The 25384-nt window shown below is 64.4% G+C and carries 24 protein-coding genes; 4 read left to right on the top strand and 20 right to left on the bottom strand.

Annotated features, from left to right (window positions below; translation table 11 throughout):
- Window positions 1-7: 7 nt before the first annotated feature.
- From FJ967_RS10780 to FJ967_RS10845, 14 genes are all read right to left on the bottom strand, one after another.
- Window positions 8-478, bottom strand: coding sequence for a VOC family protein (locus tag FJ967_RS10780; RefSeq protein WP_140731684.1), 471 nt, complete (start codon window positions 476-478; stop codon window positions 8-10).
- Window positions 479-492: 14 nt separating this feature from the next.
- Window positions 493-1584, bottom strand: a complete 1092-nt coding sequence (locus FJ967_RS10785; protein WP_140731685.1) for a hemolysin family protein — start codon at window positions 1582-1584, stop codon at window positions 493-495.
- 27 nt (window positions 1585-1611) lie between these two features.
- A complete protein-coding gene (gene ybeY / locus FJ967_RS10790) occupies window positions 1612-2109 on the bottom strand; it encodes an rRNA maturation RNase YbeY (protein ID WP_140731686.1) in 498 nt (165 codons plus the stop codon).
- An 18-nt stretch (window positions 2110-2127) separates the two neighbouring features.
- Window positions 2128-3120 carry a PhoH family protein gene (locus FJ967_RS10795; RefSeq protein WP_246675246.1) on the bottom strand — a complete coding sequence of 331 codons (993 nt, stop codon included), beginning with the start codon at window positions 3118-3120 and terminating at the stop codon, window positions 2128-2130.
- A gap of 83 nt (window positions 3121-3203) precedes the next feature.
- The gene (miaB, locus tag FJ967_RS10800) at window positions 3204-4613 is read right to left on the bottom strand and encodes a tRNA (N6-isopentenyl adenosine(37)-C2)-methylthiotransferase MiaB (protein WP_140731688.1); all 1410 of its coding nucleotides are present in this window, start codon (window positions 4611-4613) and stop codon (window positions 3204-3206) included.
- A 76-nt stretch (window positions 4614-4689) separates the two neighbouring features.
- A complete protein-coding gene (locus FJ967_RS10805) occupies window positions 4690-5490 on the bottom strand; it encodes a 1-acyl-sn-glycerol-3-phosphate acyltransferase (protein WP_140731689.1) in 801 nt (266 codons plus the stop codon).
- A gap of 26 nt (window positions 5491-5516) precedes the next feature.
- Window positions 5517-6011, bottom strand: coding sequence for a ribosomal protein S18-alanine N-acetyltransferase (gene rimI, locus FJ967_RS10810; protein ID WP_140731690.1), 495 nt, complete (start codon window positions 6009-6011; stop codon window positions 5517-5519).
- The gene (gene tsaB / locus FJ967_RS10815) at window positions 6011-6688 is read right to left on the bottom strand and encodes a tRNA (adenosine(37)-N6)-threonylcarbamoyltransferase complex dimerization subunit type 1 TsaB (protein WP_140731691.1); all 678 of its coding nucleotides are present in this window, start codon (window positions 6686-6688) and stop codon (window positions 6011-6013) included. Before tsaB ends, rimI begins: the two co-directional genes overlap by 1 nt.
- 108 nt (window positions 6689-6796) lie before the next feature.
- Window positions 6797-7903 (bottom strand): DUF1513 domain-containing protein, encoded by a 1107-nt coding sequence (locus FJ967_RS10820; RefSeq protein WP_140731692.1) that lies wholly within the window; start codon window positions 7901-7903, stop codon window positions 6797-6799.
- 61 nt (window positions 7904-7964) lie between these two features.
- Window positions 7965-9044, bottom strand: a complete 1080-nt coding sequence (locus FJ967_RS10825; RefSeq protein WP_140731693.1) for an imelysin family protein — start codon at window positions 9042-9044, stop codon at window positions 7965-7967.
- Entirely contained in the window at window positions 9044-10645 is a 1602-nt protein-coding gene (locus FJ967_RS10830; protein ID WP_140731694.1) for a di-heme oxidoredictase family protein, read from the bottom strand. Before FJ967_RS10830 ends, FJ967_RS10825 begins: the two co-directional genes overlap by 1 nt.
- A gap of 12 nt (window positions 10646-10657) precedes the next feature.
- The gene (gene bfr, locus FJ967_RS10835) at window positions 10658-11143 is read right to left on the bottom strand and encodes a bacterioferritin (protein ID WP_140731695.1); all 486 of its coding nucleotides are present in this window, start codon (window positions 11141-11143) and stop codon (window positions 10658-10660) included.
- Window positions 11109-11420 carry a (2Fe-2S)-binding protein gene (locus tag FJ967_RS10840; RefSeq protein ID WP_140731696.1) on the bottom strand — a complete coding sequence of 104 codons (312 nt, stop codon included), beginning with the start codon at window positions 11418-11420 and terminating at the stop codon, window positions 11109-11111. The genes bfr and FJ967_RS10840 overlap by 35 nt, the downstream gene beginning before the upstream one ends.
- 106 nt (window positions 11421-11526) lie before the next feature.
- A complete protein-coding gene (locus tag FJ967_RS10845) occupies window positions 11527-12816 on the bottom strand; it encodes an imelysin family protein (protein ID WP_140731697.1) in 1290 nt (429 codons plus the stop codon).
- Between the two features lie 433 nt (window positions 12817-13249).
- On the opposite strand from FJ967_RS10845, the gene FJ967_RS10850 reads away from it, so the two are divergent.
- Window positions 13250-14503, top strand: coding sequence for an FAD-dependent oxidoreductase (locus tag FJ967_RS10850; RefSeq protein ID WP_140731698.1), 1254 nt, complete (start codon window positions 13250-13252; stop codon window positions 14501-14503).
- Between the two features lie 85 nt (window positions 14504-14588).
- Here FJ967_RS10850 and FJ967_RS10855 read toward each other — a convergent pair whose 3' ends face one another.
- Window positions 14589-15866, bottom strand: coding sequence for a 4-aminobutyrate--2-oxoglutarate transaminase (locus tag FJ967_RS10855; protein ID WP_140731699.1), 1278 nt, complete (start codon window positions 15864-15866; stop codon window positions 14589-14591).
- 243 nt (window positions 15867-16109) lie between these two features.
- On the opposite strand from FJ967_RS10855, the gene FJ967_RS10860 reads away from it, so the two are divergent.
- From FJ967_RS10860 to FJ967_RS10870, 3 genes are read left to right on the top strand one after another with little or no spacing between them, the layout of a single operon-like run.
- Complete coding sequence (locus FJ967_RS10860) at window positions 16110-17246, top strand: efflux RND transporter periplasmic adaptor subunit (protein ID WP_140731700.1); 1137 nt, start codon at window positions 16110-16112, stop codon at window positions 17244-17246.
- Window positions 17243-18319 carry an efflux RND transporter periplasmic adaptor subunit gene (locus FJ967_RS10865; RefSeq protein WP_140731701.1) on the top strand — a complete coding sequence of 359 codons (1077 nt, stop codon included), beginning with the start codon at window positions 17243-17245 and terminating at the stop codon, window positions 18317-18319. The genes FJ967_RS10860 and FJ967_RS10865 overlap by 4 nt, the downstream gene beginning before the upstream one ends.
- Window positions 18319-21417: an efflux RND transporter permease subunit gene (locus FJ967_RS10870; protein WP_140731702.1), complete on the top strand. Its 3099-nt coding sequence runs from the start codon at window positions 18319-18321 to the stop codon at window positions 21415-21417. The genes FJ967_RS10865 and FJ967_RS10870 overlap by 1 nt, the downstream gene beginning before the upstream one ends.
- A gap of 12 nt (window positions 21418-21429) precedes the next feature.
- On the opposite strand, the gene FJ967_RS10875 is transcribed toward FJ967_RS10870, so the two are convergent.
- From FJ967_RS10875 to FJ967_RS10895, 5 genes are read right to left on the bottom strand one after another with little or no spacing between them, the layout of a single operon-like run.
- Window positions 21430-21744, bottom strand: coding sequence for a hypothetical protein (locus tag FJ967_RS10875; RefSeq protein ID WP_140731703.1), 315 nt, complete (start codon window positions 21742-21744; stop codon window positions 21430-21432).
- A gap of 41 nt (window positions 21745-21785) precedes the next feature.
- Window positions 21786-22535 (bottom strand): ABC transporter ATP-binding protein, encoded by a 750-nt coding sequence (locus tag FJ967_RS10880; RefSeq protein ID WP_140731704.1) that lies wholly within the window; start codon window positions 22533-22535, stop codon window positions 21786-21788.
- The gene (locus FJ967_RS10885) at window positions 22532-23377 is read right to left on the bottom strand and encodes an ABC transporter ATP-binding protein (RefSeq protein WP_140731705.1); all 846 of its coding nucleotides are present in this window, start codon (window positions 23375-23377) and stop codon (window positions 22532-22534) included. Before FJ967_RS10885 ends, FJ967_RS10880 begins: the two co-directional genes overlap by 4 nt.
- Before the next feature lie 10 nt (window positions 23378-23387).
- Window positions 23388-24308 carry a nickel transporter permease gene (nikC, locus tag FJ967_RS10890; RefSeq protein WP_140731706.1) on the bottom strand — a complete coding sequence of 307 codons (921 nt, stop codon included), beginning with the start codon at window positions 24306-24308 and terminating at the stop codon, window positions 23388-23390.
- Window positions 24305-25366, bottom strand: coding sequence for an ABC transporter permease (locus FJ967_RS10895; protein ID WP_140731707.1), 1062 nt, complete (start codon window positions 25364-25366; stop codon window positions 24305-24307). The genes nikC and FJ967_RS10895 overlap by 4 nt, the downstream gene beginning before the upstream one ends.
- Window positions 25367-25384 lie beyond the last annotated feature (18 nt).

Genomic DNA, 25384 nt, shown 5'->3' on the forward strand with positions numbered 1-25384 from the left:
AGCGCCCCTACCGATGCCAACCCTCTATACGCAGGCCGCCGAGCTTTTCGGCCTCCTCCCTCGAGACGGCGCGCAAGGTTTGCGAAAAGGTCCAGACATGACCCTCGGGGTCGCGCGCCCGGTACTGGCGTTCGCCGTAGAACTGGTCCACAGGTTCCTGGATGATCTCTGCTCCGGCCGCCCGCGCCCGCGCGCAATGCACATCCAGGCCGTCTTTGAGCCTGATATAGACCGACTGGGTGTTCTTGCCGGCAACCGAGGCGGGGCTCGCGACGTAATCGCTCCATTCGGAATCGACGATGATGTAGCCATCGCCGAACCGCATCTCGGCATGGACCAGCTTCCCATCGGTGTCGCTGACCATCATGCTGCGCTCGAAGCCGAAGGCCGCTTCGAGCCATGCAAGCGCAGCACGCGGGTTCCGGTAGAACACGCCAGAGCCGAGGACCGGATGCTTGAACGGATCCTCCATCGTCATGGCACGGCAGCTTTTCAGGCCTGCTCGGTGCGGGCCGTGGCGCGCCGGCGGCGCTCGCCCTTCTGGCTCTGCACGATGCGCACGCGCTTGACGCGGCGCGGATCGGCATCGAGGACATGGAATTCGAAGCCGGGAATGGCCTGCACCACCTCGCCGCGCGCCGGCACGCGGCCGAGCGTGTTGAAGATCATGCCGCCGATCGTGTCGACATATTCGCCATGTTCACCGGCGGCGAAATCCTCGCCGATCATCTTGGCGACCTCGTCGATCTCGGCCTTGCCGTCGACGACGAACACCCCCTCGCCGGTCTGGGTGATCATCGGCTCGTCTTCGTCGTGCTCGTCCTCGATATCGCCGACAACCATCTCGACGATGTCTTCCAGCGAGACGAGGCCATCCGTGCCGCCATATTCGTCGATGACCAGCGCCATTTGCGTGCGCGTCGTCTGCATGCGGCCCATCAGGTCGGAAGCGAGCATCGACGGCGGCACGAACAGAACCTGACGGATCAGATTAAGCTCGCCGATGGTGCGCGCGAGATCGACCTGGGCAAGATCCAACTGCGTGGCGGCGGGCGTCTTCCTGGTCGTGCGACCTTTCCTGACACGGGCGATCTTGGTGATGTGCGCCAGGACGTCACGGATATGGACCATGCCGCGGGGGTCGTCGAGCGTCTCGGAATAGACCGGCATGCGCGAATGTCCGGACTGTTCGAACATGCCGAGCAGGTCGCCCAGCGTCGTGGCGATCTCGACCGCCTCGATGTCGGCGCGCGGCACCATGACGTCCTCGACGCGCACTTCGCGCAGCCGCAGGATGTTGTTGAGCATGGCGCGTTCGCCAGGCGAAAAGGATTCGGCATCGCTGGTCGTCTCGGCGAGCGCGCCGGCGATTTCCTCGCGCAGGCTGGTGCCGTTGCGCTGCCTGAACAGACCCAGCACGCGGTTGAACAGGGACGGGCCGGCAGGCGACGGCTCGGTCGCGGCACCGGTATTGGCGATATTAGGGGTAACGGTACTCGGACTCGACCCCTCTTCCGACGTATCGGAAGCCTTGGTCGTACTGCCGGCGTCAGGGCGGGCGGCAGTTTCTGGTTTGTCGTTCATCGTCGTCCGGTCAATTGGTCTTTTTAGTTACGCGTAGGGATCAGGAATGGCAAGCCTTGCAAGCGCCGCGCGCTCGATGGCTTCCATCTCCTCGGCCTCGGCATCGGTCTCGTGATCATGGCCCATGAGATGCAGCAGGCCATGGATGACGAGATGGGAAATATGGTTCGCAATCGGCTTGTCTTCCAGTGCCGCCTCGCGCGCAACGGTTTCGGCGGCGAGCACGATATCGCCCAGCATCGGCGGCAGCGGACCGCCCTTTGCCGGCGGAAACGCCGGGAAAGACAGGACATTGGTGGGTTTGTCCTTGCCGCGCCAGCCGGCATTGAGCGCCCGGATATGCGCATCGTCGGAAAAAACGACGCTAAGTTCGGAATGACCTTTCGAGCCGGTTTCGGCGAAAGCCGCCGTGGCGGCGGCATCGACCAGCCGCGCAAGCACGTCCTCGTGCGGCCATTGCCCCGCCTCGACCATGAGATCGATGTCGATGGGCAGCGACCCGCTTGGCCTGTCGCGCTCAATCATGACGCCGCATCAGCCCGCTCAGCCTTCGGACCCCATGCCGCGCGCGAGCTTGCCGTCCCGGTCATAGGCCTTGACGATCTCGGCAACCAGCGGATGCCTGACGACATCGCCCTCGTTGAAGCGCACGGTGACCATGCCGGTAACGCCATCCAGGATTCTGAGCGCCTCGACCAAGCCGGACTTGGTGTTCTGCGGCAAATCGATCTGGGTCGGATCGCCGGTGACGATCATGCGCGAATTCTCGCCGAGACGGGTGAGGAACATCTTCATCTGCATCGGCGTGGTGTTCTGCGCCTCGTCGAGGATGACCGCGGCATGCGCCAGCGTGCGGCCGCGCATGAAGGCAAGCGGCGCGATCTCGATCACCTCGGCGGCAATGGCACGCTCGACCTTGTCGGCCGGCATCATGTCGTAGAGCGCGTCGTAGAGCGGCCGCAGATAGGGATCGACCTTTTCCTTCATGTCACCGGGCAGGAAGCCCAGCCGTTCGCCGGCCTCGACCGCCGGCCGCGACAGCACGATGCGCTCGACCATGCCGCGTTCGAGCAGCATCGCCGCATGCGCCACCGCCAGATAGGTCTTGCCGGTACCGGCCGGACCGATGCCGAACACCAGTTCCGACCGCTCCAGGGCCCGCATATAGGCATCCTGGGTCAACGAACGGGCATAGATGGTCTTCTTGCGGGTGGCGATCTGGGCGGCCGAGACCTTGCCCTTGCGCTCCAGCGTCGGCAGCGTGAGCTGGTCGTCGGCGGCGATTGCCATGCGCACGGCGCCATCGACATCGGACTGGCCGATATCGACGCCCTTCTGGAGGATGCCGTAGAGATTGTCCAAGGCGCGGCGCGCCTGTTCGGCGGCGGACGCGGACCCCTTGATGGTCAGCTGGTTACCGCGCGAACGGATGTCGACGCCGAGCTTCTGCTCGAGCCGGGCGAGGTTTTCATCGAACTGGCCGTAAAGGGCGCTGGCAAGCTTGTTGTTGTCGAAAGTCAGAACGATGTGCGCCATGTCAGAAGCCCCAGATGCCGGTACCGGGGGCAGATTCTTCAGCTCCGCTGCGCTCAACCGTCTCTCCTCATCTGCCGAGACCATCAGGCCAATTCGGCGAACAGGCTGTTGTAGCCCGTTCCTGTGATTCGCACCTTGATAATGTCACCGATTTCGCCGGCGTTTTCATCAACAATAACCGGCTGCAGCCAGGGCGACCGGCCGACCTTCTGGCCGGCCTGGCGGCCGGGCTTCTCGATCAGCGTATCGATGGTACGGCCAACCAGGCTCGAGCCGAAATCCTGCTGCTGTTTCAACAACAATGCCTGCAGGCGCTGCAAGCGCTCGTCCTTGACCGCTTCGGGGACATGGTCGGGCATGTCGGCGCCCGGCGTGCCCGGACGCGGCGAATATTTGAACGAGAAGGCGGAGGCGTAGTTCACCTGGCGCACCAGATCCATGGTCGCCTCGAAATCCGCCTCGGTCTCGCCGGGGAAGCCAACGATGAAGTCGCCCGACAGGGCGATATCGGGGCGCGCGGCGCGGATGCGGTCGAGCAGCCCCAGATAGTCCCTGGCGGTGTGCCTGCGGTTCATCGCCTTGAGAATGCGGTCGGACCCCGATTGCACCGGCAGATGCAGATAAGGCATCAGGGCGGCCAAGTCGCGGTGCGCCGAGATCAGCTCGTCGTCCATGTCGCGCGGATGGCTGGTGGTGTAGCGCAGCCGCGCCAGCCCCGGGATTTCGGCGAGCCTGGACAGCAGCCGGCCGAGGCCCCATTCCTCGCCGTTGTCGCCTTGTCCATGCCAGGCGTTGACGTTCTGGCCGAGCAGCGTGACCTCGCGCACCCCGGCGTCCGCCAGACGCTCGGCCTCTGCAACGATCTGCGCCACAGGCCGCGATACTTCCGATCCCCTGGTATAGGGCACCACGCAGAAGGTGCAGAATTTGTCGCAGCCTTCCTGGACGGTGAGAAAGGCGGTGACGCCGCGCTTGATCACCTCGGCGCGCTTTGGCTGCGGCAAATGCTCGAACTTGTCCTCGATGGCGTATTCGGTCTCGACGATCTTTTCGCCGCCGCGAACCCGCGCCAGCACGTCGGGCAGGCGGTGATAGGTCTGCGGACCGATGACCAGGTCGACGGCCGGCGACCGACGGATGATCTCGGCGCCCTCGGCCTGCGCCACGCAACCGGCGACGCCGATCAGCATCTCGCGGCCGCTGCCGGCGCGCTCGGCCTTCATGTCGCGGATGCGGCCGAGCTCGGAATAGACCTTTTCGGCCGCTTTTTCCCTGATATGGCAGGTGTTGAGCAGCACCAGATCGGCCTCTGCCATCGCATCGGTCGCGGTATAGCCGTCGGCGGCCAGCGCATCGGTCATGCGCTGTGAATCATAGACGTTCATCTGGCAGCCATAGGTCTTGACGAAGACCTTCTTCGCCGCCGCGGCACGTGCCGCCGGCAGTTCGGCCACCGTGCCGATCTCGTCGCTTTCAATCGTGTTCAAGTCCATCCGGCGGCTTCTAACGCCTTTCCGTGACAAAAAACAGACGATTCTGGGCATGCGTCGGCTGATGCATGCCGAAGAGCTAGCGGCTCGGGAGCGGATCCGCGAGCGCCGACTGCATCATCTCGCGCACCTGGCCTTCCATCAGCCTGGAGGTTTCCTTGCGGTTGGAGCCCTTGGCAAAGGCGACCGGCTCGCCGAAATGCACTTCGACGTCGAGTGCGCCCTCGGCCATCAGCACCTTGAGATGCGGCATCAGGTCCTCGTCGCCGATCCAGGCGGCGATCGGACGGTGGCGGCGGCCAAGCGGCACGCCATGCAGGCGCGTATAGGCGATTGCCACCGGCTGGATGAAAACCTCCTGCGCGGCCCCCTCAGCTATCGCCATCGAGGCAGCGCCGAACAGGGTGCTCTTGAAGGGCAGGACGACATTGCCGTCGCCGGTCGACCCCTCGGCGAACAGCACCATGGCATCGCCCTTGGCCATGCGATTGGCGATTTCGCTCGCCTGGTCGCCCGAGGAGCGCTTGCGCTCGCGCTCGATGAAGACGGTGCGCTGCAGCTTCGACAGCATGCCGATCAACGGCCAGCCCTCCATGTCGGCCCGGGCGATGAATTTCACATCGGCAAAAGAGCCCAGCACCATGATGTCGGTCCAGGAGATGTGGTTCGAGGCAACCAGCAAGGGCCGTTTGTCGGAAAGCGCGCCCTTGACATGGATACGCATGCCAAGCGCCCGGATGATCAGCCGGTGCCAGATCTTGAGGATGACGGTTTCCGGCCACCAGCCGGTTTTCATCGACAGTATCTGCAGTGGAACGAGAACCAGCGACCCGGCGACAACGAGGCCCAGCGCCAGGAAGATCCTGATTTTTCCGATCATATGTCCTGGCCCTGCCCGATCCCTCGCTAGCGAAGATCGCGGCGCATGACAAGCGCGCCGGTCGGCCCGCGATCGGGCGACTTGTAGTAATCCGGGCGCTTGCCGACTTCCCGAAAACCCAGCCGGCGATAGAGGGCGATCGCGGCGGCATTGGTCTCGTCGACCTCGAGGAACAGGGCTTCGGCGCGCTGCGAATGCAGTTGGCGCAGCACCGCGTCCATCAACTGCCAGCCCAATCCCTGGCGGCGATGCGATCGCGCCACCGCGACCGTCAGGATTTCACCCTCGCCGGCGGCCAGCCGGGCCAGCACAAAGCCGACGGGCGGCTTGGCGCCCTGCCCGGTTTCGCGCGCGGCATAACCGAACACGGTGTCCTGTTCGAGCAAGGCGGCGAACTCGCCGTCGGTCCATGGGCGGACAAAGTCCTCGCGGTGCAGCACCGAGACCGCCGGGCTGTCGGTGATCCTGAGCGGCTCGAGCGCGTAGTCCCGGCGACGCGATTGGAGAAAAGGTATACGCATCAATTTTTTTGCCTCGAAAGTATGAACCCGGCCTGCGGCTTGGCGTCCGCGCCGCGCAAATAGAGCGGTTTCGGCCGATCGCCCTGACCCTTGGCGGCAGCCAGCCGGGCGTAGGTGAGGATGTCGGCGGTGGCACCCTGAGGCCCGGTGTCGAAGGGGCGGCCGGCCGATTGGGCGATCAGCGCCGCTGCCGTTCCGGCGAGCACCGCGGAACGTTCCGACGCCATGGTCAGCGCGTCCGCCAGTGTGGCCACCGCCGGACCGTAAGCCAAAACTGACGTTTGATCGTAAAGCGCGGTATGGATTTCCTCGCGTCCGGCATCGAGCGCCGCCAGAACGGCGCGGCCGGGAAACGCCGCTGCCGCCTCGGCGGCCAGCGCTTCGAGGGTGGTGACCCCGATTGCCGGAACCTTGAGCGCCAATGCCAGGCCGCGCGCGGTCGAGACACCGACGCGCAAGCCAGTGAAGGAGCCGGGGCCGACGGACACGGCAATCGCACCAAGATCGGAATAGGCAGTCCTGCCCGCCTCCAGCGCCTCGGCAATGACAGCCATCAGGTGTTCGGCATGCCCTTTGCCGAGATCAAGCACCGAGCGGCCGAGCTCCTCCTTCGCTCCGGCGTCGTAGACGCAGGCGGCGCAGAAGCTGGCGGCACAGTCGATGGCAAGCACTTTCATGGAACGACCGGTTCTCAAAACAATTCCCTGTGCCCGCCATGGCGCGCAACCGCAAGGGTATAGTGCACAATTTGTTAAGCGGCTTCGGTTCGCCCTGGCAGGAGAAGCCTATGCGGCCGGGTCTATGCGCAGCATGTGATTGTCCCAGACATAGTCCGGTTCCGACCGCCTGGCGCCACCGCCCTCGATGATCTCGCCGGCCCCGGTGGTGGCCATGAAACCCGCTCCGTCGGGCGCCACGCCGCAGACCTCGACCAGCGCGCTGGTCGAAACAACCTTGCCGCTGCCGGCATCGATCACGACCAGCGAATTGCCTTCCGGCGAGGAAACGGCAACGGTGCCTGCAAGAGGATTGGCGGCGACCGAACCGATATAGTTGCGGAAGCCGGACAGCACGTCACCAGGCATGTCGAGCAACGCCAGATCCTTGCCACGCGCCGCACGGCCGACCAGCAACGGCCGATCGGTGCCCGGCCCCCTATACTGGCAGCCGAACCAGACGGTGCCGGACTTGTCCATATCCATGTGGCGGATCGACAATTGATGCAGCGCCGCCGGCAATTCATGCTTTTCGATGAGATCGCCGGTGACGCGGTCGATGAGCACATAGGACGGCTTCATGGTGGCGATGTTGAGCTCGGCGCGCCCGTAGTCGGGATGGGTCTCGATGCCGCCATTGGCGACCGCGATCGTCCTGCCGTCGCCCAGAAGCAGAAGTTCGTGCGGCCCCATGCCATAGGTCGGGAATTCGCCGATGCGATTGAATTTCGCCCTGGTGTCATAGACGCCGACGACGCCCGCCGCATTGTCGAAATCGTTCTCGGTGGCATAGAGCAAGGCGCCGTCGGGCGAGAACACGCCATGGCCGAAGAAATGCCGGCCGGTGATGCTGGCGATGGTCAACGGCGCTTCACGTCCCGTGTGGTCGAAGACCACGGCGAAGGTGCCGGGCTGGCGGGCGAAGACCACAGAGCGCTTCGATACCGGATCGAAGGTCACGTCATGGCCGCGGTCAGGCAGGTCCACCGCATGGAGTAGCTTACCGTCCTCGGACAGGACGGCGGCGCCGTAGCTGCCGTCACGCTTGACGAAGGCGGTGGCAAAGATGGCGTCCGCCGCCAGCGTCGCTGCCCAGGCGGGGGGCGCCAGTACGGCAGCAAAGCCAAGGCCCGCGGCCCTGAGAAAGTCGCGACGATCGATGAGCGGCGTTTTCATCCTCTGCTCTCCTTTCGAGCATGATCTCGTCCGAAAAGTCTGCAACTTTTCGGGATCATCCTCAGTCCCCATCCAGCGACGAGAAGCCAGCGGTGAGGCCGAATTCGGCGGTCAGCCTGGTGCCGATCAGGGTGGAGAGGCTGGAGGTGATCAGCCTGAAATGCTCGAGCTTTTCGCGCAGTGCCGGATCGGCGAGCGCCTTGTCGATCGGACCCTGGACGGATTTCGCGGTCGCGACACCGTTGACCAGTTGGATATGGATCGATTCCGCCATCCAGCGCGAATCGGCGGGCAGCGCCTCGCCGAGCTTCGACACCTGGAACAGCGCGTCGATACCGGCGAGATTTCCGGCCAGAGAATTGGTTACGTTTTGCGACCGCCAGTAGATCGCCAGCTTCGGTTTGTCGGCATCGGCCCTGGCGCCAAGAAAGCCCTTGAGGCGGACATCCCTGACCATTTCCAGCTCGTTGATGAAGACGCCGACCAGTTCGGTCACCGCCTCATTGCCATCACGATAGAGCGGGTTCTGCGGCCCCGGATTGGCCCAGAGTGCCGCAAAGCCATCGGCCTTGTTCCAGGCAGCGCTGACCTCGCCGGCCATGGCGTCGATGTTTGCGGCAATCGCCGCGCCATAGGCGCAGCGATAGGGCTCGTCCTTGTCGGCAAGCGTATCGGCGCCGTCGCCGTAGAGCACGAACTCCAGCGCGCCTAGCCCCTGCATGGCAACGCTCTTGCCGGCAAGTTGCGCGGGATCGGCGGCTCCCGGATCCTTGTCCGACAGCGCCGCCTGCACCTGTTTGAGGCCGATGCTCTTGCGGTCCGGCCAGAACAGCATGCGTTCGAGCCGGTTGTTCTCCTTGATCGGGCCGAAACCAACGATCTCGGCGGACGACCAGGCATAGACCATGGCCGAAAACTCGGTCCGCGCCGCATCGAGCTGCGCTTGTGACGGCGTCTGGCAGAGTTCGTGCATCGCCTTGGACACAGCTTGCGTGCGCTCATGCAGATCGGCATAGGCTGGACGGACAAAGCCGTCGATCGCCCGCTGGATGACATCTGAGGCTTTCACCGCGGCCGATGCCGGGAAGGCACCGAGCAGGGCTAGGGGAAGAGCGAGAACAAGCGCGAAACGCTTCGGCATCAAAGTGACTCCAGGAATTTGACCAGCGCATCGCGCTCACCGGCCTTGGCCGCGGCAAAGCGGTCGCGCGCATTTTGCGCCTCGCCACCGTGCCACAGGATAGCCTCGACCAGGCTGCGCGCACGGCCATCGTGCAGATAGAAGGAATTGCCATTGACGGTTTCGGTAAGGCCTATGCCCCATAGCGGCGGGGTGCGCCACTCGCTGCCGGTCGCATCGCCGACGGCCTGGCCATCGGCAAGGTCCGGTCCCATGTCGTGCAGCAGGAAATCGGAATAGGGCCAGATCAGCTGAAAGGCCTGCGCCTTGTCAGGCGCGTCGCGGCGGGTGACGAATTTCGGGGTGTGGCAGGCAATGCAGCCGATTTCGTAGAAGATCTCCTTGCCGGCGAGCACATCAGCCGCGTCCAGGTCCCGGCGTGCGGGGACCGCCAGGTTCTGCGAATAGAACGTGACCAGGTCCATCACCGGCGCCGGCGCCTCGGCCGGGCCGAGGCGTTCCTGCACGCCGTTGGGCATGGCCAGGCATTTTTCCTGCGCTGGCGTGCAGTCGCCCCAATGTTTCGGCTCTTCCGGCGTCGATATGCCGATATCGCCGGCAAAGGCATCCGCCGCCTGCTGGCGTATCGAGGCGGTCTGCGCCTTCCAGCCGAAGCGGCCAAGGGTCAGTTCCCCACTCAGGCCATCACGCACGATGTTCGGCTTGCCGGAGATGCCATCGCCGTCCCGGTCATCGGCGTCGGCCCGAGCCAGAATGTCGGCGGGCGCGATCTGCTCGATCAGGCCAAGGCCGATCATCGGCGGTGTCAGGCGCGGCGACAGCGTGGTGCGCGGATCGAGTGGCCCATAGCCGAGATCGGTGATCGAGTAGGTCGGCTTGCGCAAGGAGATCACGGTGCCGTCCGTCAGCTCTACCGTGCGCTCCTGATAGTCGACACGCATCCTGCCTTCGCCCTTGAGGCCGGGAACGGCGAGTTCCTGCAACTGGGTGCCATAGACCGGATCGGGGAAATTGAGCACCTTGCGGCCGGCCAATGCCGCTCTCTCTTCAGCGTTGCCGGCATCGCGCGCCAGTCGCAGGAACATCGATGTGGTGCCGGCATCGCCTTGCGGCGGACGACCACGGCCATCCTTCAGGTGGCAGTTCTGGCAGGCGCGTTCGTTGAACAGCGGACCAAGCCCGTCCGATGCCTGCGTCGAGGACGGCGACGACACCCAGTTCTTGCGGAACAGCGCGTTGCCGAGCTTGAAGGTGCCTTCTTCCTCGAAGGTGATGTTTTCAGAGGATTGCGAGAAGGAATCGCGGCTGACCTCCTTTTCAGAGGTGCCGGCGCCGCCTTGCATCCGCTCGAAGGGCTCAGGTTTGGAGAAATCCGTGGCCGGCCTGGTGACGGCGGTGACGCGCGCCTGATCCTTGGCATTGAGATCGGTGCGCGTGGTGGCGAAGCCGGCGGATTGAAGGTCGCCGGCGATCGCTGAAGAGGTCAGGGCAGCGGCAACGATGGCGAAGCGCCAACGCACCGATCCGGCCGGCGTTTTCAGAGGGAGCGGCGAGCCCTTGGCCCGCCGCAAGCGGCGCAGGACGTCTAAAGGGCGCCGCATTCCCGCATGTCCTTACTCCGCCTCGTCCGCCGATGCGGCGTTGAGCAGGCCGTATTTCTCCTCGCCGATGGAGGCAAGAAGGTCGAGCTGTGTCTCGAGGAAGTCGATGTGGCCCTCTTCGTCGGTGAGCAGTTCCTCGAACAGTTTCATCGATACGTAGTCGCCCGCTTCCTCGCATATTTCGCGCGAGCGCTTGTAGGCCGTGCGCGCGTCATATTCGCCGGCAAGGTCGGATTCGAGCACTTCCTTGACGTTCTGCCCGATGCGCAGGGGCGCCACGGACTGCAGGTTCGGATGGCCTTCCAGGAAGATGATGCGGGCAATCAGCTTGTCGGCGTGATGCATCTCCTCGATCGATTCCGCCCGCTCCTTCTTCGCCAGCTTGGCGTATCCCCAGTCCTCCAGCAGCCGATAATGCACCCAATACTGATTGACGGCTCCGAGCTCCAGGAAAAGAGCCTCGTTAAGCCGCTCGATGATCTGTGGTTCGCCTTTCATGGGTTCTGCTCCCGTATTGGACGCGCAGGCCTCTGACGCGGTCCAGATGTGAAACGATGTCCACGCCGCTCGCCTCCGAGCGAGCGTGGTAATTCTCGGTTACCCGAATGATCGTTTCCACCACATTTGGAAAGCAGCCGCAACAGCGACCGCGCTTATGCATCGTATGATAGATCTTTGCAGGCACGATCAGTTGCCAGGGGTCCTGGTCCAGCAGCCCGATGATCGTCTGCTCGATCTCCCTCTCCGTGATGATGTTGCAATGGCAGATCAGCATTTCAGTGCTCGGATGGCTGACGGCGCCTCCCGCGCCGTGTGGCTTGATTTCTTCCCGAAGCGCCCTTCCGAAACCGGTCGCCCGGCTCCGGATCGGGCTCCAGGCCTTACTTGAACACCTTGTCAGGTGCGTCGAGGCTGTCGGAACCTTCGAAAGCGATGGCGTTGAGCTTCAGGGAGCCGACGGCGCGTTCGATCGACTTGGTCTGGTCGACCAATGCGTCGATCGCCGCCTGCACGGTGGCATTGCCTGCCGTATTGCCCTCGGCGATCTGCTGGTCATAGGCCTCGCCGGCCTCGGCCCGCGCCTTGATCGCTTCCATCTTGGCGACGGTGACATCGAGCTTGTCGGACAGCTCCTTGTCGATCCCGGCGTCGGCTGCCTTGACCATGTCGTGAACCGACGGCCCGGAAACCATACTGCCATCCAGTCTGGTGTAGCTGGCGAGATAGGCGGCGCGGATGCCGACGGCGTCATAGAGATGGGAGTTGTAGGTGTTGTCGGAGAAGCAGTCATGCTCCTCTTCGGGGTCGTGCAGCAACAGGCCGAGCTTCATGCGCTCACCGGCCAGCTCGCCGTAGGAGAGCGAGCCCATGCCGGTGAAGATCACCGAGATGGCCGTGTTCGGCTCGCCGTCGACGAGGTTCTTGCGCGCGGCGCCGTCTTCCTTCCAGTTGCCGACCATCTCCTGCAGGTCCGAAACCAGCAAGGTGCTGGCGGACTTCAGATACTCGGCGCGGCGGTCGCAATTGCCGCCGGTGCAGTTCTTGAGATCATAATCGGTGTAGGGACGCTCGCCGGCGCCCGGGCCGGTGCCGTGCAGGTCCTGGCCCCAGAGCAGGAATTCGATGGCGTGATAGCCGGTAGCGACATTGGCCTCGATGCCGCCCGCCTCCTGCAGCGTGCCGGAGAGGAATTCCGGAGAGAGCTTGGAGGCATCGACCTTCTTGCCGTTGATCTCGATCTCCTTGTTGGCGATGACATTGGCCGTGTAGAGCGAATTCGCATCCGACTCGGTGCCGTAGCTCTTGGCGACATAGTCGATCAGGCCTTCATCCAGCGGCCAGGAATTCACCTTGCCTTCCCAATCGTCGACGATCTTGTTGCCGAAGCGGTAGACCTCGGTCTGCTGGTAGGGCACGCGCGATGCCTTCCAGGCGTCGCGGGCGGCATTCAGCGTTTCCGCCGACGGATTGGCCAGCAGCGCGTCGACCGCCTTGTCGAGGGCCTGCGCGGTGGTCAGCGAATCCTCATATTTGGCAAGCGCGATGTCGGAATAGGTCTTGATGACCGCCTTCGCATCGGTTTCCGCCTTGGCGGGCAGCACGAACACCGCCGCCGTCAGCACCGCCGTGGCGCCGATCGCCGCCAGCCTGCCGCCATATCGTGCCGTCATTATCGCTCTCCAGTTCAAAGGGAATTTGGTAAAAGGCGCACGTGCCCACTGGTGCCTGGACATAGGCACGCCATAGGGCACAAAGGATGCCGCGCCATTGCGCGGCTCTCGGAAGAAAGACACCAAATGCCTCCAATCGAACGGGTTCAAGGCCCAAACATCAAAGGGATGCGCTGACGCGCGAGCTTCCTTAAAGCTTCGAGTCCGATGGAAGTCAATGAAAATTGCTGGAAAAGCCAATTGAAACAATAGTTTAGAATTATTCTAAACTAGGATGGTCAACTTTAGCTGCCCCGCCTGTATCGATTTTGCCGCCGCACTGTGCGATTGACAGTCGCCATTCCCGGTGCGACCCGCAAACACTCTCTTGCGGCGGCGACAGACAATTGCCACCTGGCAGGACGCCCTAGGATCAAATCGAGATGGGAATGCAATGAAGAACGGCGTGGTCATTGTCGGTGCGGGTCATGCGGGCGTGCAAGCGGCCGCCAGTCTGCGCGAGGACGGGTATGACGGGCCGGTGATCCTGGTCGGCGACGAGAACGAACTCCCCTACCACAAGCCGCCGCTGTCGAAGACCTTCATCAAGGATGCCGAGGCCAAGCCGCAGCCCTTGCGCGGCGAGGCTTTTTATACGGGCAACGCCATCGACTACCGGCCCGGTATCCGGATCGCTGGCATTGATACAGCGGGCCGAAGGCTCGACATGGAAGGGGGCGGCGGGCTTGCCTTCGACCATTTGATCCTGGCGACCGGCTCGCGGCCGCGAGTCCTGCCGTTGCCCGGCTCCGACCTGTCCGGCGTCTTGTCGCTGCGCTCGCTGGCCGATGCGCGGCTGATCCGGGAACTCAGCGCGCACAGCGAGGATGTCGTCATTCTCGGCGGCGGCTTCATCGGCCTGGAGATCGCCGCGACGCTGCGGGCCGCCGGCCGCACCGTTACCGTTGTCGAAGCGGTCGAGAGGCTGCTTGGGCGCGCCGTGGCGCCGGTGGTGGCAAGCCATGTGCGGCAGCGGCTGGAAGCAACCGGTGTGCGCATCCTGACCGGTACCACGGTCGCCAGCCTCGAAGGCGAAAACGGCCATGTCAGCGCCGTCATCACCTCATCAGGCGAAAGGCTGCCGGCGCGCATGGTCATCGTCGGCATCGGCGCCGTGCCGAATATCGAACTCGCGCAAGCCGCCGGCCTCGCGGTGGCCAACGGCATCCGCGTCGATCACCAGATGCGCAGCTCGGTGCCGGAGATCCTGGCTATCGGCGACGCGGCCTCCTACCGGCACTGGTTCACCGGCGCGGATGTGCGGCTGGAATCGGTACAGAACGCGACCGACCAGGCGCGGCTCGCCGCGCGCACCATATCAGGCCATGCCGACGCCTATTCGGCAGTGCCGTGGTTCTGGTCCGACATTGGCGACATGAAATTGCAGATGGTCGGGCTGACCGCGGGCGGCGACAGCCACGTCGTGCTCGGCGACCTGCCGGAGAACAAGTTCTCGATCTATCACTATGCCGGCGACCGGCTGCTCGGCATCGAATCGGTCAACCGCCCGGGCGACCACATGCTTGGCCGCAAGATGCTCGGCGCAGGGTTTTCGCCGGCGCCGGAGACGGTGGCCGAGGGGCCTGACGGGTTGAAGGCGGCGCTGGCCGCGTTTCAGCAGGCTGAGCCCGAAAGGGCGGTGGGTTAGTCAGCACCACCTGGATTGAACGTCCCCGCCGCCCCTCCTTCCGGCACCTTCTCCCCGTAAACGGGGAGAAGGCAAGCTCGCCGGCTCAGGCGGCACAAACCTCGCGGATCGAGCTTTCCAGAATGTCGAGCGCTTCGTTCATGACCTCATCCTGGATGGTGATCGGCGCCAGGAAGCGGATGACGTTGCCGTAGACGCCGCAGGTCAAGAGGATCAGCCCCTTGTCGAGCGCCTTGAGGCGGATGGCGTTGGCGATCTCGGCCGAGGGCAGACCTTTCTTGACGTCGTTGAACTCGACCGCGTTCATGAAGCCGAGGCCCCTTATGTCGACGATCTCGGGCACGTCGTCGCGGATCGACTGCAGACGCTGCTTCAGCCGCGCGCCCAACGTGTTGGCGCGATCGCAGAGCTTCTCGTCCTCGATCACATCAAGCACCGCATGCGCGGCCGCGACGCCGATCGGGCTGCCGCCATACGTGCCGCCGAGCCCGCCAGGGCCGGGCGCATCCATGATTTCGGCGCGGCCGGTGACCGCCGACAGCGGAAAGCCGCCGGCCAGGCTCTTGGCCATGGTCGTGATGTCGGCCGCCACGTCATGGTGATCCATGGCGAACATCTTTCCGGTGCGGGCAAAGCCGGTCTGCACCTCGTCGGCGATCAAAAGCATGCCATGCTGGTCGCACAGCTTGCGCAGCGCGGTGAGGAGTTCACGCGGCGCGTCGTAGAACCCTCCCTCGCCCTGAACCGGCTCGATGATGATGGCGGCGACGCGCGCCGGATCGACATCGGCCTTGAATAGCCTGTCGAGCGCGGCAAGCGAATCGGCCACCGAGACACCATGCAGCGAAACCGGGAACGGCACGTGGTAGACGTCGCCAGGCATGGCGCCGAAGCCCACCTTGTAGGGCACGACCTTGCCGGTCAGCGCCATGCCCATGAAGGTGCGGCCGTGGAAGCCGCCGCCAAAGGCGATGACGGCCTGGCGTCCCGTGGCGTTGCGGGCGATCTTGATGGCGTTCTCGACGGCTTCGGCGCCCGTGGTGACGAAGATCGTCTTCTTCTCGAACTTGCCGGGCAGCATTGTGTTCAGCCTTTCGGCCAGCCGCACATAGCTCTCATAGGGCACGACCTGATGGCAGGTGTGGGTGAAGCGGTCGAGCTGCGCCTTTACAGCCTCGATCACCCTGGGGTGGCGATGGCCGGTGTTGACCACCGCGATGCCGGAGGAGAAGTCGATATAGCGGCGGCCTTCGACGTCCCAGATTTCCGAATTCTCTGCCCGGTCGGCATAGATCTGCGTGGTCATGCCGACGCCGCGCGAGATCGACTGGTTCTTGCGTTCGGAAATGGCGGAGTTCTTCATGATATCCCTCACCGGGCCATCCCTCATCGAGATTGGGCCCGTTCTGTTTGATGCCGTTGTGTTCCCTTCTGGCCTTATTTCATATTTTCCTCAAGCCGGCACCGTCACCAGGTCGATTGGGCCTGACTTAACCAGTCCGGCGATACGTGTACGAGAGCGGTTTCCTTTTTTCCGGGATCGATTATCCTCCTGATATCCGCGAGGGGATCGCGCTCAGCGACCGGCACGCGGCCGAGGGGAGCCATGAGCAGGAACGCGACATCGTCCGTCTCGCCGCCATCCGCCAAGGCCGCCGGCCTTTTGCCTTTTCCAGCTGTTTCAATTTTCGCCTGCGCGGCCCTGGCGCTGCTGGCCGGTTGCCAGAAGCAGGAGGCGGCGGACAAAAAGCTGCCGGTCATGGTGCGCACCGAAACCGTGGCAACCTCAGATTATGCGCCGAGAACCTCGCTGACCGGGGTCATCGCAGCGCGCACGCTGAACAACCTGTCGTTCCGGGTCGGCGGGCGCGTCGCCGAGCGGCTTGTCGATGTCGGCCAGCATGTCGACCAGGGCACGGTGCTTGCCCGCATCGACCCGCAGGAGCAGGAATCCGATCTGCGCTCGGCACAGGCCGACCTCGATGCCGCGCAGGCGCAATTGACCCAGGCGGCGGCCACTTTCGAACGGCAGAAGACGCTGCTTGCCCAGGGCTTCACCACCCGACGCGACTATGACGCCGCCGACCAGGCGCTGAAGGTGGCGCAAGGCAGCGTCGATGCAGCGCAGAGCGCGCTGGCCAATGCCCAGCAGAACCTGTCCTTCACCGAGCTCAAGGCCGGTGCGGCCGGCGTCATCACCGCCCGCCAGGTCGAAACAGGGCAGGTTGTACAGGCAGCACAGACCATCTTCACCGTCGCCGAGGACGGCGACCGCGACGCGGTGTTCAATGTTGAGGAGACGCTGGTCGCCAAAACGCCGCCCTCGCCCGCGGTGACGATCACGCTCCTGTCCGACCCGCAAATTCGGGCAACGGGCAAGGTGCGCGAGATCTCGCCGGCCGTCGACCCGGCTTCGGGCGCGATAAGGGTCAAGGTCGCCATTCCCGATACGCCGGCCGGCATGCCGCTGGGCGCGGCCGTCATCGGCTCGGTCAGCGCCAAGCCTGCCAAGGCAGTTCTGTTGCCATGGCAGGCGCTGACCTCGAGTGCCGGCAAGCCGGCCGTCTGGATCGTCGATCCCGCCACCAAGGCGGTGACGACGGCACCGGTCGAGGTGCTGGCTTTCGATTCGGGCACCGTGGTCATCGCCAACGGACTGAACGAAGGCCAGAGCGTCGTTACGTCGGGCGGGCAATTGCTCAGCCCCGGCCAGACGGTCGAGATATCGGGAGCGGCGCAATGAAGCGGCTGCCAGCCATCCTGCTTGGTCTTGCCGCGGTCGGCGTGCTCGCGGCCTGCTCGAAATCGGAAGAGAAGCCACCGGAGATCGTCCGGCCGGTGCTGTCGGTCGTGGTCGAGCCGCGCACGACCCAGACCTTCGGTTTTGCCGGTTCCGTCGAGCCGCAGGTCAGCGCCGACCTCGCCTTCCGCCTGCTCGGCCGCGTGGTTTCGCGCGACGTCAACGTCGGCGACATCGTCAGCAAGGGCACGACCATCGCCGCACTCGATCCGACCGCACTGGAACTGGCCGTCCAGGCCGCCAAGGCGGAACTCTCCAATGCGCAGGCGCAGTTCGCCAATGCCGCCGCCAGCGAGGAGCGGCAACGGCAGTTGCTCGCGTCGGCCAACACGCCGCAATCCGCCTTCGACGCCGCGCAGCAGGCACGCAAGGCGGCGGAAGCCAGCGTCGAGCGGGCCAAGGCTTCGCTGGCCAAGTCGCAGGAACAATTGGGCTATGCCAGGCTCTTCTCCGACTTCGACGGCGTCGTCACCGCTGTCGGCGCGGAGGTCGGCCAGACAGTCTCGGCCGGGCAGACGGTTGTGACCGTGGCGCGCTCGGACCTGCGCGAGGCGGTGGTCGACATTCCCGACCAGCTGACCGGCGATCTTCCGCCGGGCACGCCGTTCCAGGTCATCCTGCAGTCGCTGCCGACGATCCAGACCGAAGCCAAGCTGCGCGAGATCGCGCCCCAGTCCGAAGGATCGACCCGCACGCGGCGCGTCAAGCTGACGCTCACCGATCCGCCGCAGGCGTTCCGGCTGGGTTCGACGGTGACGGCCACCCGCATGACCAAGGTCGAGCCGGTGATCGAGCTGCCGCTGTCGGCGCTGCTCGAAAAGGACGGGTCCGACAAGGTGTGGATTGTCGATCCGCAGACGTCGAGCGTGAGTGCGCGTGATATCAAGATCGCCGCGAAGAAGAGCGGCACCTTCACGGTGGCCGAAGGCCTCGAAGCCGGCATGCGCGTGGTCACCGCCGGCGTCCATAGCCTTGTTGAAGGCCAGAAAGTCAAAGTGCCGGAGGGAGGCGTCTGATGAAGGGCTTCAATCTCTCCGACTGGGCGCTGAACCACCGTTCGATGGTCTGGTATTTCATGCTGGTCTTCGTCGTGGCCGGCATCTTCTCCTACCTCAATCTCGGCCGCGAGGAAGACCCAGCCTTCACCATCAAGACCATGATCATCCAGGCCAACTGGCCGGGGGCTTCGGTCAGGGAGACGGTGCAGCAGGTGACCGACCGCATCGAGAAGAAGCTCGAGGAACTCGACAGCCTGGACTACACGAAATCGGTCACCACCGCTGGCCAGACCATCATCTTCGTCAACCTGAAGGACACCACCAAGGCGCGCGATGTCGTGCCGAACTGGCTTCAGGTGCGCAACATGGTCAACGACATCAAGGCGCAGTTTCCCCAGGGCGTGCAGGGACCGTTCTTCAACGACCGCTTCGGCGACGTCTACGGCAACATCTATGCCTTCACCTCGGACGGGCTGACGCCGCGCCAGCTGCGCGACTATGTCGAGGATGCCAGGACAAAGATCCTGACCGTGCCCAATGCCGGCAAGGTGGATCTCGTCGGCGCGCAGGACGAGGCGATCTACCTCGAATTCTCGACCCGCCAGATCGCGGCACTTGGCCTCAACCAGCAAGCGATCGTCGCCAGCCTGCAGGCGCAGAACGCCATCACGCCGTCCGGCGTCGTCCAGTCCGGACCGGAGCGCATCAGCGTTCGCGTCGGCGGCCAGTTCACCTCGGAGGAGAGCCTGCGGGCCATCAATCTGCGCGTCAACGACCGCTTCTTCCGGCTGAGCGACGTGGCGACGATCACGCGCGGCTATGTCGATCCGCCCACGGCCCTGTTCCGCTTCAACGGCCAGGACGCGATCGGTCTTGCCATCGGCATGAAGCCCAATGCCAATCTCCTGCAGTTCGGCGAAGCGCTGCATGAGGAGATGAACAAGGTGCTGGCCGACTTGCCGGTCGGCGTCGGTGTGCATCTGGTGGCCGACCAGCCGGTCATCGTCGAGGAAGCGGTTTCGGGCTTCACGCGCGCCTTGTTCGAGGCGGTGGCCATCGTACTCGCCGTCTCGTTCATCAGCCTCGGCATGCGCGCCGGTTTCGTGGTGGCGCTGTCGATCCCGCTGGTGCTGGCCATCACCTTCACGGCGATGGAATATCTCGGCATATCGCTGCAGCGGATTTCGCTCGGCGCGCTGATCATCGCGCTCGGCCTGCTGGTCGACGACGCCATGATCGCGGTGGAAATGATGGTGGCGCGGCTGGAGGTCGGCGACAGCCTGCGCAAGGCGGCGACCTATGTCTACACTTCGACCGCCTTCCCGATGCTGACCGGCACGCTGGTGACCGTCGCCGGCTTCATCCCGATCGGCCTCAACAACAGCGCCGCCGGCGAATATACGTTCACGCTGTTCGTCGTCATCGCCGTCTCGCTCCTTGTGTCGTGGATCGTGGCGGTGCTGTTCGCTCCGCTGCTTGGGGTGACCATCCTGCCGGCGACGATGAAGACCAAGCATCACGACCAGCCGGGGCGCTTCACCTCGCTGTTCCGGCGCGTGCTTGTGGGCTCGGTGCGCCACCACTGGCTGACCATCATCGCCACCGTGCTTCTCTTTGCCGCCTCGATCGCCGGCTTCGGCCTGGTGCAGCAGCAATTCTTCCCGCCGTCGGACCGGCCGGAGCTGATCGTCGACTGGAACCTGCCGCAGAATGCTTCGATCGCCGACACGCGCGACCAGATGGAGCGGTTCGAGCAACGGGCGCTGGTCGGCAATCCCGATATCGATCATTTCTCGTCCTATATCGGCCAAGGCGCGGTGCGCTTCGTGCTGGCCTACGACGTGCAGCCGGCCAATCCCTATTTCGGCCAGACCGTGATCGTCACCAAGAGCCTGGAAGCGCGCAACCGGGTGAAGGCGGCGCTCGAAAAGCTGCTGCGCGAGGAATTCGTCGGCACGGATGCCTTCGTCAAGCTGCTGGAGCTCGGACCGCCGGTCGGCCGCCCCGTCCAGTATCGTGTCGGCGGTCCCGACATCCAGACGGTGCGCGAACTGGCGCAGAAATTCGCCGGCGTCATTTCCGCCAACCCGAAACTGGCGGCGCCGACTTTCGATTGGAACGAGCCGCAGCGCGTGCTGAGGGTCGACGTGCTGCAGGACAAGGCGCGCCAACTCGGCATCACCTCCTCCGACATCGCAAGCGCGCTGAACAGCACGGTCGGCGGGGCGACCATCACCCAGGTCCGCGACGCCACCTACCTCATCAATGTCGTGGCGCGCTCGCGCGAAGCCGAACGCGGCTCGATCGAGACCTTGCAGAACATGCAGCTGCCGACAAGCACCGGTGAAGCCATCCCGCTCGCGGCGGTGGCCAATTTCCGCTACGACCTGGAGCAGCCGACTGTATGGCGGCGCGATCGCATCCCGACCATCACCGTGCGCGCCGGGCTGGTAGGTGACGTGCTGCCCGCGACCGTCGTCAACGAGCTGAAACCCTCCGTCGAGGCCTTCATCGCCAAGCTGCCGCCTGGCTATTCGGTCGAGACCGCCGGCTCGGTCGAGGAAAGCGGCAAGAGCCAGGGGCCGATCGCCGCCGTGGTGCCGCTGATGCTGTTCGTGATGGCGACCATACTGATGGTGCAGTTGCAGAGTTTCCAGCGCCTGTTCCTGGTGGTGGCGGTGGCGCCGCTCGGCCTGATCGGCGTGGTGGCGGCACTTGTGCCGAGTGGCGCGCCGCTCGGCTTCGTCGCCATCCTCGGCGTCCTGGCGCTGATCGGCATCCTGATCCGCAACTCGGTCATCCTGATCGTGCAGATCGAGGACCTCGTCGCCGAGGGCAAGGATCGCTGGGCGGCCGTCATCGAAGCGACCGAGCATCGCATGCGGCCGATCGCGCTGACGGCGGCGGCCGCCAGCCTGGCGCTGATCCCGATCGCGCGAGAAGTGTTCTGGGGGCCGATGGCTTACGCCATGATGGGCGGCATCATCGCCGGCACGGCGATCACGCTGCTGTTCCTGCCTGCGCTTTATGTGACGTGGTTCAGGATCAAGGAGCCGAAAGGCAGCGACGATTCGCCCCCCTCCGAGATCAGGGAACTGACGGAGAACCCGACCTAAGGTTTCGCCGTATCATTCATTATCGTTGGAGGGCGACGGGCGCGATTTGGCTCGCTGCCATGGCGACGATTTCGAACTGCGCCAGGCATGCCAGCCTTCGGGCAAATCGACCAATTCGAGGATGCTCGAATCTTGATTGACCACTTCCTGCAAGCCGACGAGCATTATTTCGCGTTCATCCCAATCACGCGTATCGCTGCTGTAGAATAGCCAACTGCCGTCATCTTCCATATGCGAAACGGATGCGATCCAGTCGCCGTAGGCAAATATGCTCCTGTCGGAGAACACCGCAACATTGGGCGGATCTGCAAACTTCCATTCCTCCACGAGAACTCCCCGAAGATGGCTCTGCGCTCGAGAAAACGACTTCAAGCGGTCCTCACGAACCCTTCGCTCGCCCTCAACAAATTGCGCGTATAATCCTTCGTGACGCGGCGTTCGACAAGATCACTCGCAGTCAGGTTCTCCACCGCCTCGCCGCCCTGCATCACCATCAGCCGCTCGCACATATGGGTGATGATGGCGAGATCGTGGCTGACCATCAGGAAGGTCAGCTTGCGGCGCCGCCGCACCTCTTCGAGGAGGTTAAGCACTTCCGCCTGCACCGAGGCGTCGAGCGCCGAGGTCGGCTCGTCGAGCAGCAGGATCGACGGTTCCAGGATCAGCGCTCTCGCGATCGCCACGCGCTGGCGCTGGCCGCCGGAAAGCTGGTGCGCGTAGCGGAAGCGAAAACCGTTACCGAGACCGACCTCATCCAGTGCGCGCTCGATGCGCTTCTCGCCATCGGCGAAACCATGGATGGCGAGCGGTTCCTGCAGCAGGCGGTCGATGGTCTGGCGCGGATGCAGAGAGCCGTAAGGGTCCTGGAAGACCATCTGCACGTCGCGGTAGAAAGCCTTGTCGCGGCGCACGCCGAGCATCTTGCCGTTGACGGCGATGCTGCCCGAGGCGACCGGCGCGAGGCCGGCAATGGCCCGCAGCAATGTCGATTTGCCGGAGCCGGATTCACCAACCAAACCGAAGGATTCGCCCGGTTCGACTTCCAGGCTGACGCCCTTCAGCGCGCGAAAGCGGTCGAAGATCACCTCAAGCCTGTCGACAGCGATCGCCGAAGTCATGCCGCCCACTCCGGCTTGCGGTCGAGGACGGGCAGCGGGTGACGGTCGGCGCCGATCTTGGGCATGCAGTTGATGAGGCCGCGCGTGTAGGGGTGCTGGGCTTGGCCGAGTTCCGACGCCTTGAGCTGCTCGACCACCTTGCCGGCATACATGACGATAACGCGGTCGCAGAAGGAGGAAACCAGGCGCAGATCGTGCGAGATGAAGATCAGCCCCATGCCGCGCTCGGCGACCAGCCGGTCGAGGATGCCGAGAACGTCGAGTTGCACGGTGACGTCGAGTGCCGAGGTCGGCTCGTCGGCGATCATCATTTCCGGGCCGGCGATCAGCATCATGGCGATCATGGCACGCTGACCCATGCCGCCCGACACTTCATGCGGATGCAGGTCGAAGACGCGTTTGGGATCACGGATCTGCACCGCCTCCAGCATGGCGAGCGCCCGCTCGCGCGCCTCGGCTTTGGAGACTTTCTCATGCGTGCGCAGCGTTTCGACGATCTGGCGGCCGATGCTCATCACGGGATCGAGCGAGTATTTCGGGTCCTGCAGGATCATGGCGATGCGGTTGCCCCGCAACGCCCGGCGTTCGCGCGCAGAGACGCCAAGCAGATCGATGCCGTCGAAGGTCAGTTTGTTGGCCGATATCCTGGCCTGCGGCGGCGTCAGGCCCATGATGGCGCGGCCGGTCTGCGACTTGCCCGAGCCGGATTCGCCGACAATGCCGAGCCGTTCGCGGCCAAGCGAAAAGGAAACGCCGCGCACCGCCTCGACCAGCCCGGTGCGGGTCGGGAAGGTGACGCGCAGATCGTCGACCTCAAGCAGCGTCCCGGTCCTGCCGCTCATTGGTCGTCACTCATTGGTCGCCACTCCGGGGATCGAGCGCGTCGCGCAGACCGTCGCCGAGCAGGTTGAAGCCGAGGCTGACGATGAGGATGGCAAAGCCTGGCGCACCGGCCACCCACCACTGGTCGAGGATGAAGCGGCGGCCCGACGCGATCATGGTGCCCCATTCGGGCAATGGCGGCTGCGCGCCGAGGCCGAGGAAACCCAGACCGGCGGCCGTCAGGATGATGCCGGCCATGTCGAGCGTCACCCGGATGATCAGCGAGGAGATGCACAGCGGCATGATGTGGCGCAGCACGATGCGGAAGGGCGAGGCGCCCATCAATTGCACGGCCTTGATGTAGTCGGAGTTGCGCACGGTGAGCGTCTCGGCGCGGGCAATGCGCGCATAGGGTGGCCAGGAGGTGATGGCGATGGCTAGGACCGCGTTCTCGATGCCCGGGCCAAGGGCGGCGACAAAGGCCAGTGCCAGCACCAGCTTGGGGAAGGCGAGGAAAATGTCGGTGATGCGCATCAGTATGGCATCGGTCCAGCCGCCTGCATAGCCGGCGACGGTGCCGACCAGGAGGCCTATGGGGGCCGCGATGATGGCAACCAGGATGACCACGTACAGCGTCCAGCGCGAGCCGTAGAGGATGCGCGAATAGATGTCGCGGCCGAGATCGTCCGTGCCGAACCAGTGTTCGGCGCTCGGCGCCAAGAGCCGTGCGTTCTTCAGGTCGCCGAAGGTCGGCGAATACGGCGCCAGCACACCGGCGAGGGCGGCGACGAGGAGCAAGGCGATGATGATCAGCAGGCCTACCAGGGCCAGACGATTGGCGGAAAAGCGCCGCCAGGCGACATAGGCGCGGCCGAGCCTTGCCTGCATGCGCGAGGCCGGCCGCTCGCTGAGCAGCCAGTCGCGACGGCTCTGGATGGTCCCGACGCTCATGCCGATTTCGTCCTGGGATCGAGCACTCGGTACAGCAGGTCAGACAGAAGGTTGATGCCGATGAACACCGAGCCGATGACGATGGTGCCGCCGAGCACCGCATTCATGTCGGCGTTCTGCAGCGAGTTGGTGATGTAGAGCCCGATCCCCGGCCAGGAGAACACCGTCTCGGTCAGCACCGAGCCTTCGAGCAGTCCGGCATAGGAGAGCGCGATCACCGTCACCATCGGCACGGCGGCGTTGCGCAAAGCGTGGCCCCAGATGATGCGGGTCTCCGACAAGCCCTTGGCGCGCGCGGCGACGACATATTCCTGGGCGAGTTCATTGAGCATGAACGAGCGCGTCATGCGGCTGATATAGGCGAGCGAAAAATAGCCGAGCAGCGAGGCTGGCAGGATGATGTGCCGGAAGGCGTCGTAAAAGACGTCCCACTGTCCCTGCATCGCGGAGTCCAGCAGATAAAAACCGGTGATCGGCGTGAAGGTATATTCGTAGACGACGTCGAGCCGTGCCGGAAAGGCCACCCATTGCAGCTTGGCGTAGAACAGCACCAGAGCCAGCAGACCCAGCCAGAAGATGGGCACGGAATAGCCGATCAGTCCGATGATGCGCACGACCTGGTCGATCAGGCTGCCACGCCGGACCGCGGCCAGCACACCGAGCGGCACGCCGAACAACGCACCGATCAGCGTTCCCAGCGTCGCCAGTTCCGTGGTTGCCGGAAGTGCGCGCCTGATATCGGTCATGACCGGATTGGTCGTCAGCACCGAGGTGCCGAAATCGCCGTTGAGCGCGCCTTTGACATAGATGTAGAACTGCTCGATCAAGGGCAGGTCGAGCCCCATCTCACGGCGCGTGCGCTCGACGACATTGGCCGGCGCGCGGTCGCCCAGAACCGCCAGCACCGGGTCGATCGGGATGACACGGCCAATGAAGAAGGTGACCGCGAGAAGACCGAGATAGGTCGTCACCGCGATGACCAGGAAGCGGCCGATCGCTGAGGCAATGGCGACGGCGCGGGCGCTGCCGCGCCCGCCCTCGTTTTCAACAGCGCTCATAAGGCGCGTCCGCGGGCG

The sequence above is a fragment of the Mesorhizobium sp. B2-3-4 genome, from assembly GCF_006442315.1.
Lineage (GTDB): Bacteria > Pseudomonadota > Alphaproteobacteria > Rhizobiales > Rhizobiaceae > Mesorhizobium.

Coding starts and splice junctions, on each gene's coding strand:
- FJ967_RS10780 (WP_140731684.1), bottom strand. CDS start 478: ATGACGATGGAGGATCCGTTCAAGCATCCGGTCCTCGGCTCTGGCGTG.
- FJ967_RS10785 (WP_140731685.1), bottom strand. CDS start 1,584: ATGAACGACAAACCAGAAACTGCCGCCCGCCCTGACGCCGGCAGTACG.
- ybeY (WP_140731686.1), bottom strand. CDS start 2,109: ATGATTGAGCGCGACAGGCCAAGCGGGTCGCTGCCCATCGACATCGAT.
- FJ967_RS10795 (WP_246675246.1), bottom strand. CDS start 3,120: ATGGCGCACATCGTTCTGACTTTCGACAACAACAAGCTTGCCAGCGCC.
- miaB (WP_140731688.1), bottom strand. CDS start 4,613: ATGGACTTGAACACGATTGAAAGCGACGAGATCGGCACGGTGGCCGAA.
- FJ967_RS10805 (WP_140731689.1), bottom strand. CDS start 5,490: ATGATCGGAAAAATCAGGATCTTCCTGGCGCTGGGCCTCGTTGTCGCC.
- rimI (WP_140731690.1), bottom strand. CDS start 6,011: ATGCGTATACCTTTTCTCCAATCGCGTCGCCGGGACTACGCGCTCGAG.
- tsaB (WP_140731691.1), bottom strand. CDS start 6,688: ATGAAAGTGCTTGCCATCGACTGTGCCGCCAGCTTCTGCGCCGCCTGC.
- FJ967_RS10820 (WP_140731692.1), bottom strand. CDS start 7,903: ATGAAAACGCCGCTCATCGATCGTCGCGACTTTCTCAGGGCCGCGGGC.
- FJ967_RS10825 (WP_140731693.1), bottom strand. CDS start 9,044: ATGCCGAAGCGTTTCGCGCTTGTTCTCGCTCTTCCCCTAGCCCTGCTC.
- FJ967_RS10830 (WP_140731694.1), bottom strand. CDS start 10,645: ATGCGGCGCCCTTTAGACGTCCTGCGCCGCTTGCGGCGGGCCAAGGGC.
- bfr (WP_140731695.1), bottom strand. CDS start 11,143: ATGAAAGGCGAACCACAGATCATCGAGCGGCTTAACGAGGCTCTTTTC.
- FJ967_RS10840 (WP_140731696.1), bottom strand. CDS start 11,420: ATGCTGATCTGCCATTGCAACATCATCACGGAGAGGGAGATCGAGCAG.
- FJ967_RS10845 (WP_140731697.1), bottom strand. CDS start 12,816: ATGACGGCACGATATGGCGGCAGGCTGGCGGCGATCGGCGCCACGGCG.
- FJ967_RS10850 (WP_140731698.1), top strand. CDS start 13,250: ATGAAGAACGGCGTGGTCATTGTCGGTGCGGGTCATGCGGGCGTGCAA.
- FJ967_RS10855 (WP_140731699.1), bottom strand. CDS start 15,866: ATGAAGAACTCCGCCATTTCCGAACGCAAGAACCAGTCGATCTCGCGC.
- FJ967_RS10860 (WP_140731700.1), top strand. CDS start 16,110: ATGAGCAGGAACGCGACATCGTCCGTCTCGCCGCCATCCGCCAAGGCC.
- FJ967_RS10865 (WP_140731701.1), top strand. CDS start 17,243: ATGAAGCGGCTGCCAGCCATCCTGCTTGGTCTTGCCGCGGTCGGCGTG.
- FJ967_RS10870 (WP_140731702.1), top strand. CDS start 18,319: ATGAAGGGCTTCAATCTCTCCGACTGGGCGCTGAACCACCGTTCGATG.
- FJ967_RS10880 (WP_140731704.1), bottom strand. CDS start 22,535: ATGACTTCGGCGATCGCTGTCGACAGGCTTGAGGTGATCTTCGACCGC.
- FJ967_RS10885 (WP_140731705.1), bottom strand. CDS start 23,377: ATGAGCGGCAGGACCGGGACGCTGCTTGAGGTCGACGATCTGCGCGTC.
- nikC (WP_140731706.1), bottom strand. CDS start 24,308: ATGAGCGTCGGGACCATCCAGAGCCGTCGCGACTGGCTGCTCAGCGAG.
- FJ967_RS10895 (WP_140731707.1), bottom strand. CDS start 25,366: ATGAGCGCTGTTGAAAACGAGGGCGGGCGCGGCAGCGCCCGCGCCGTC.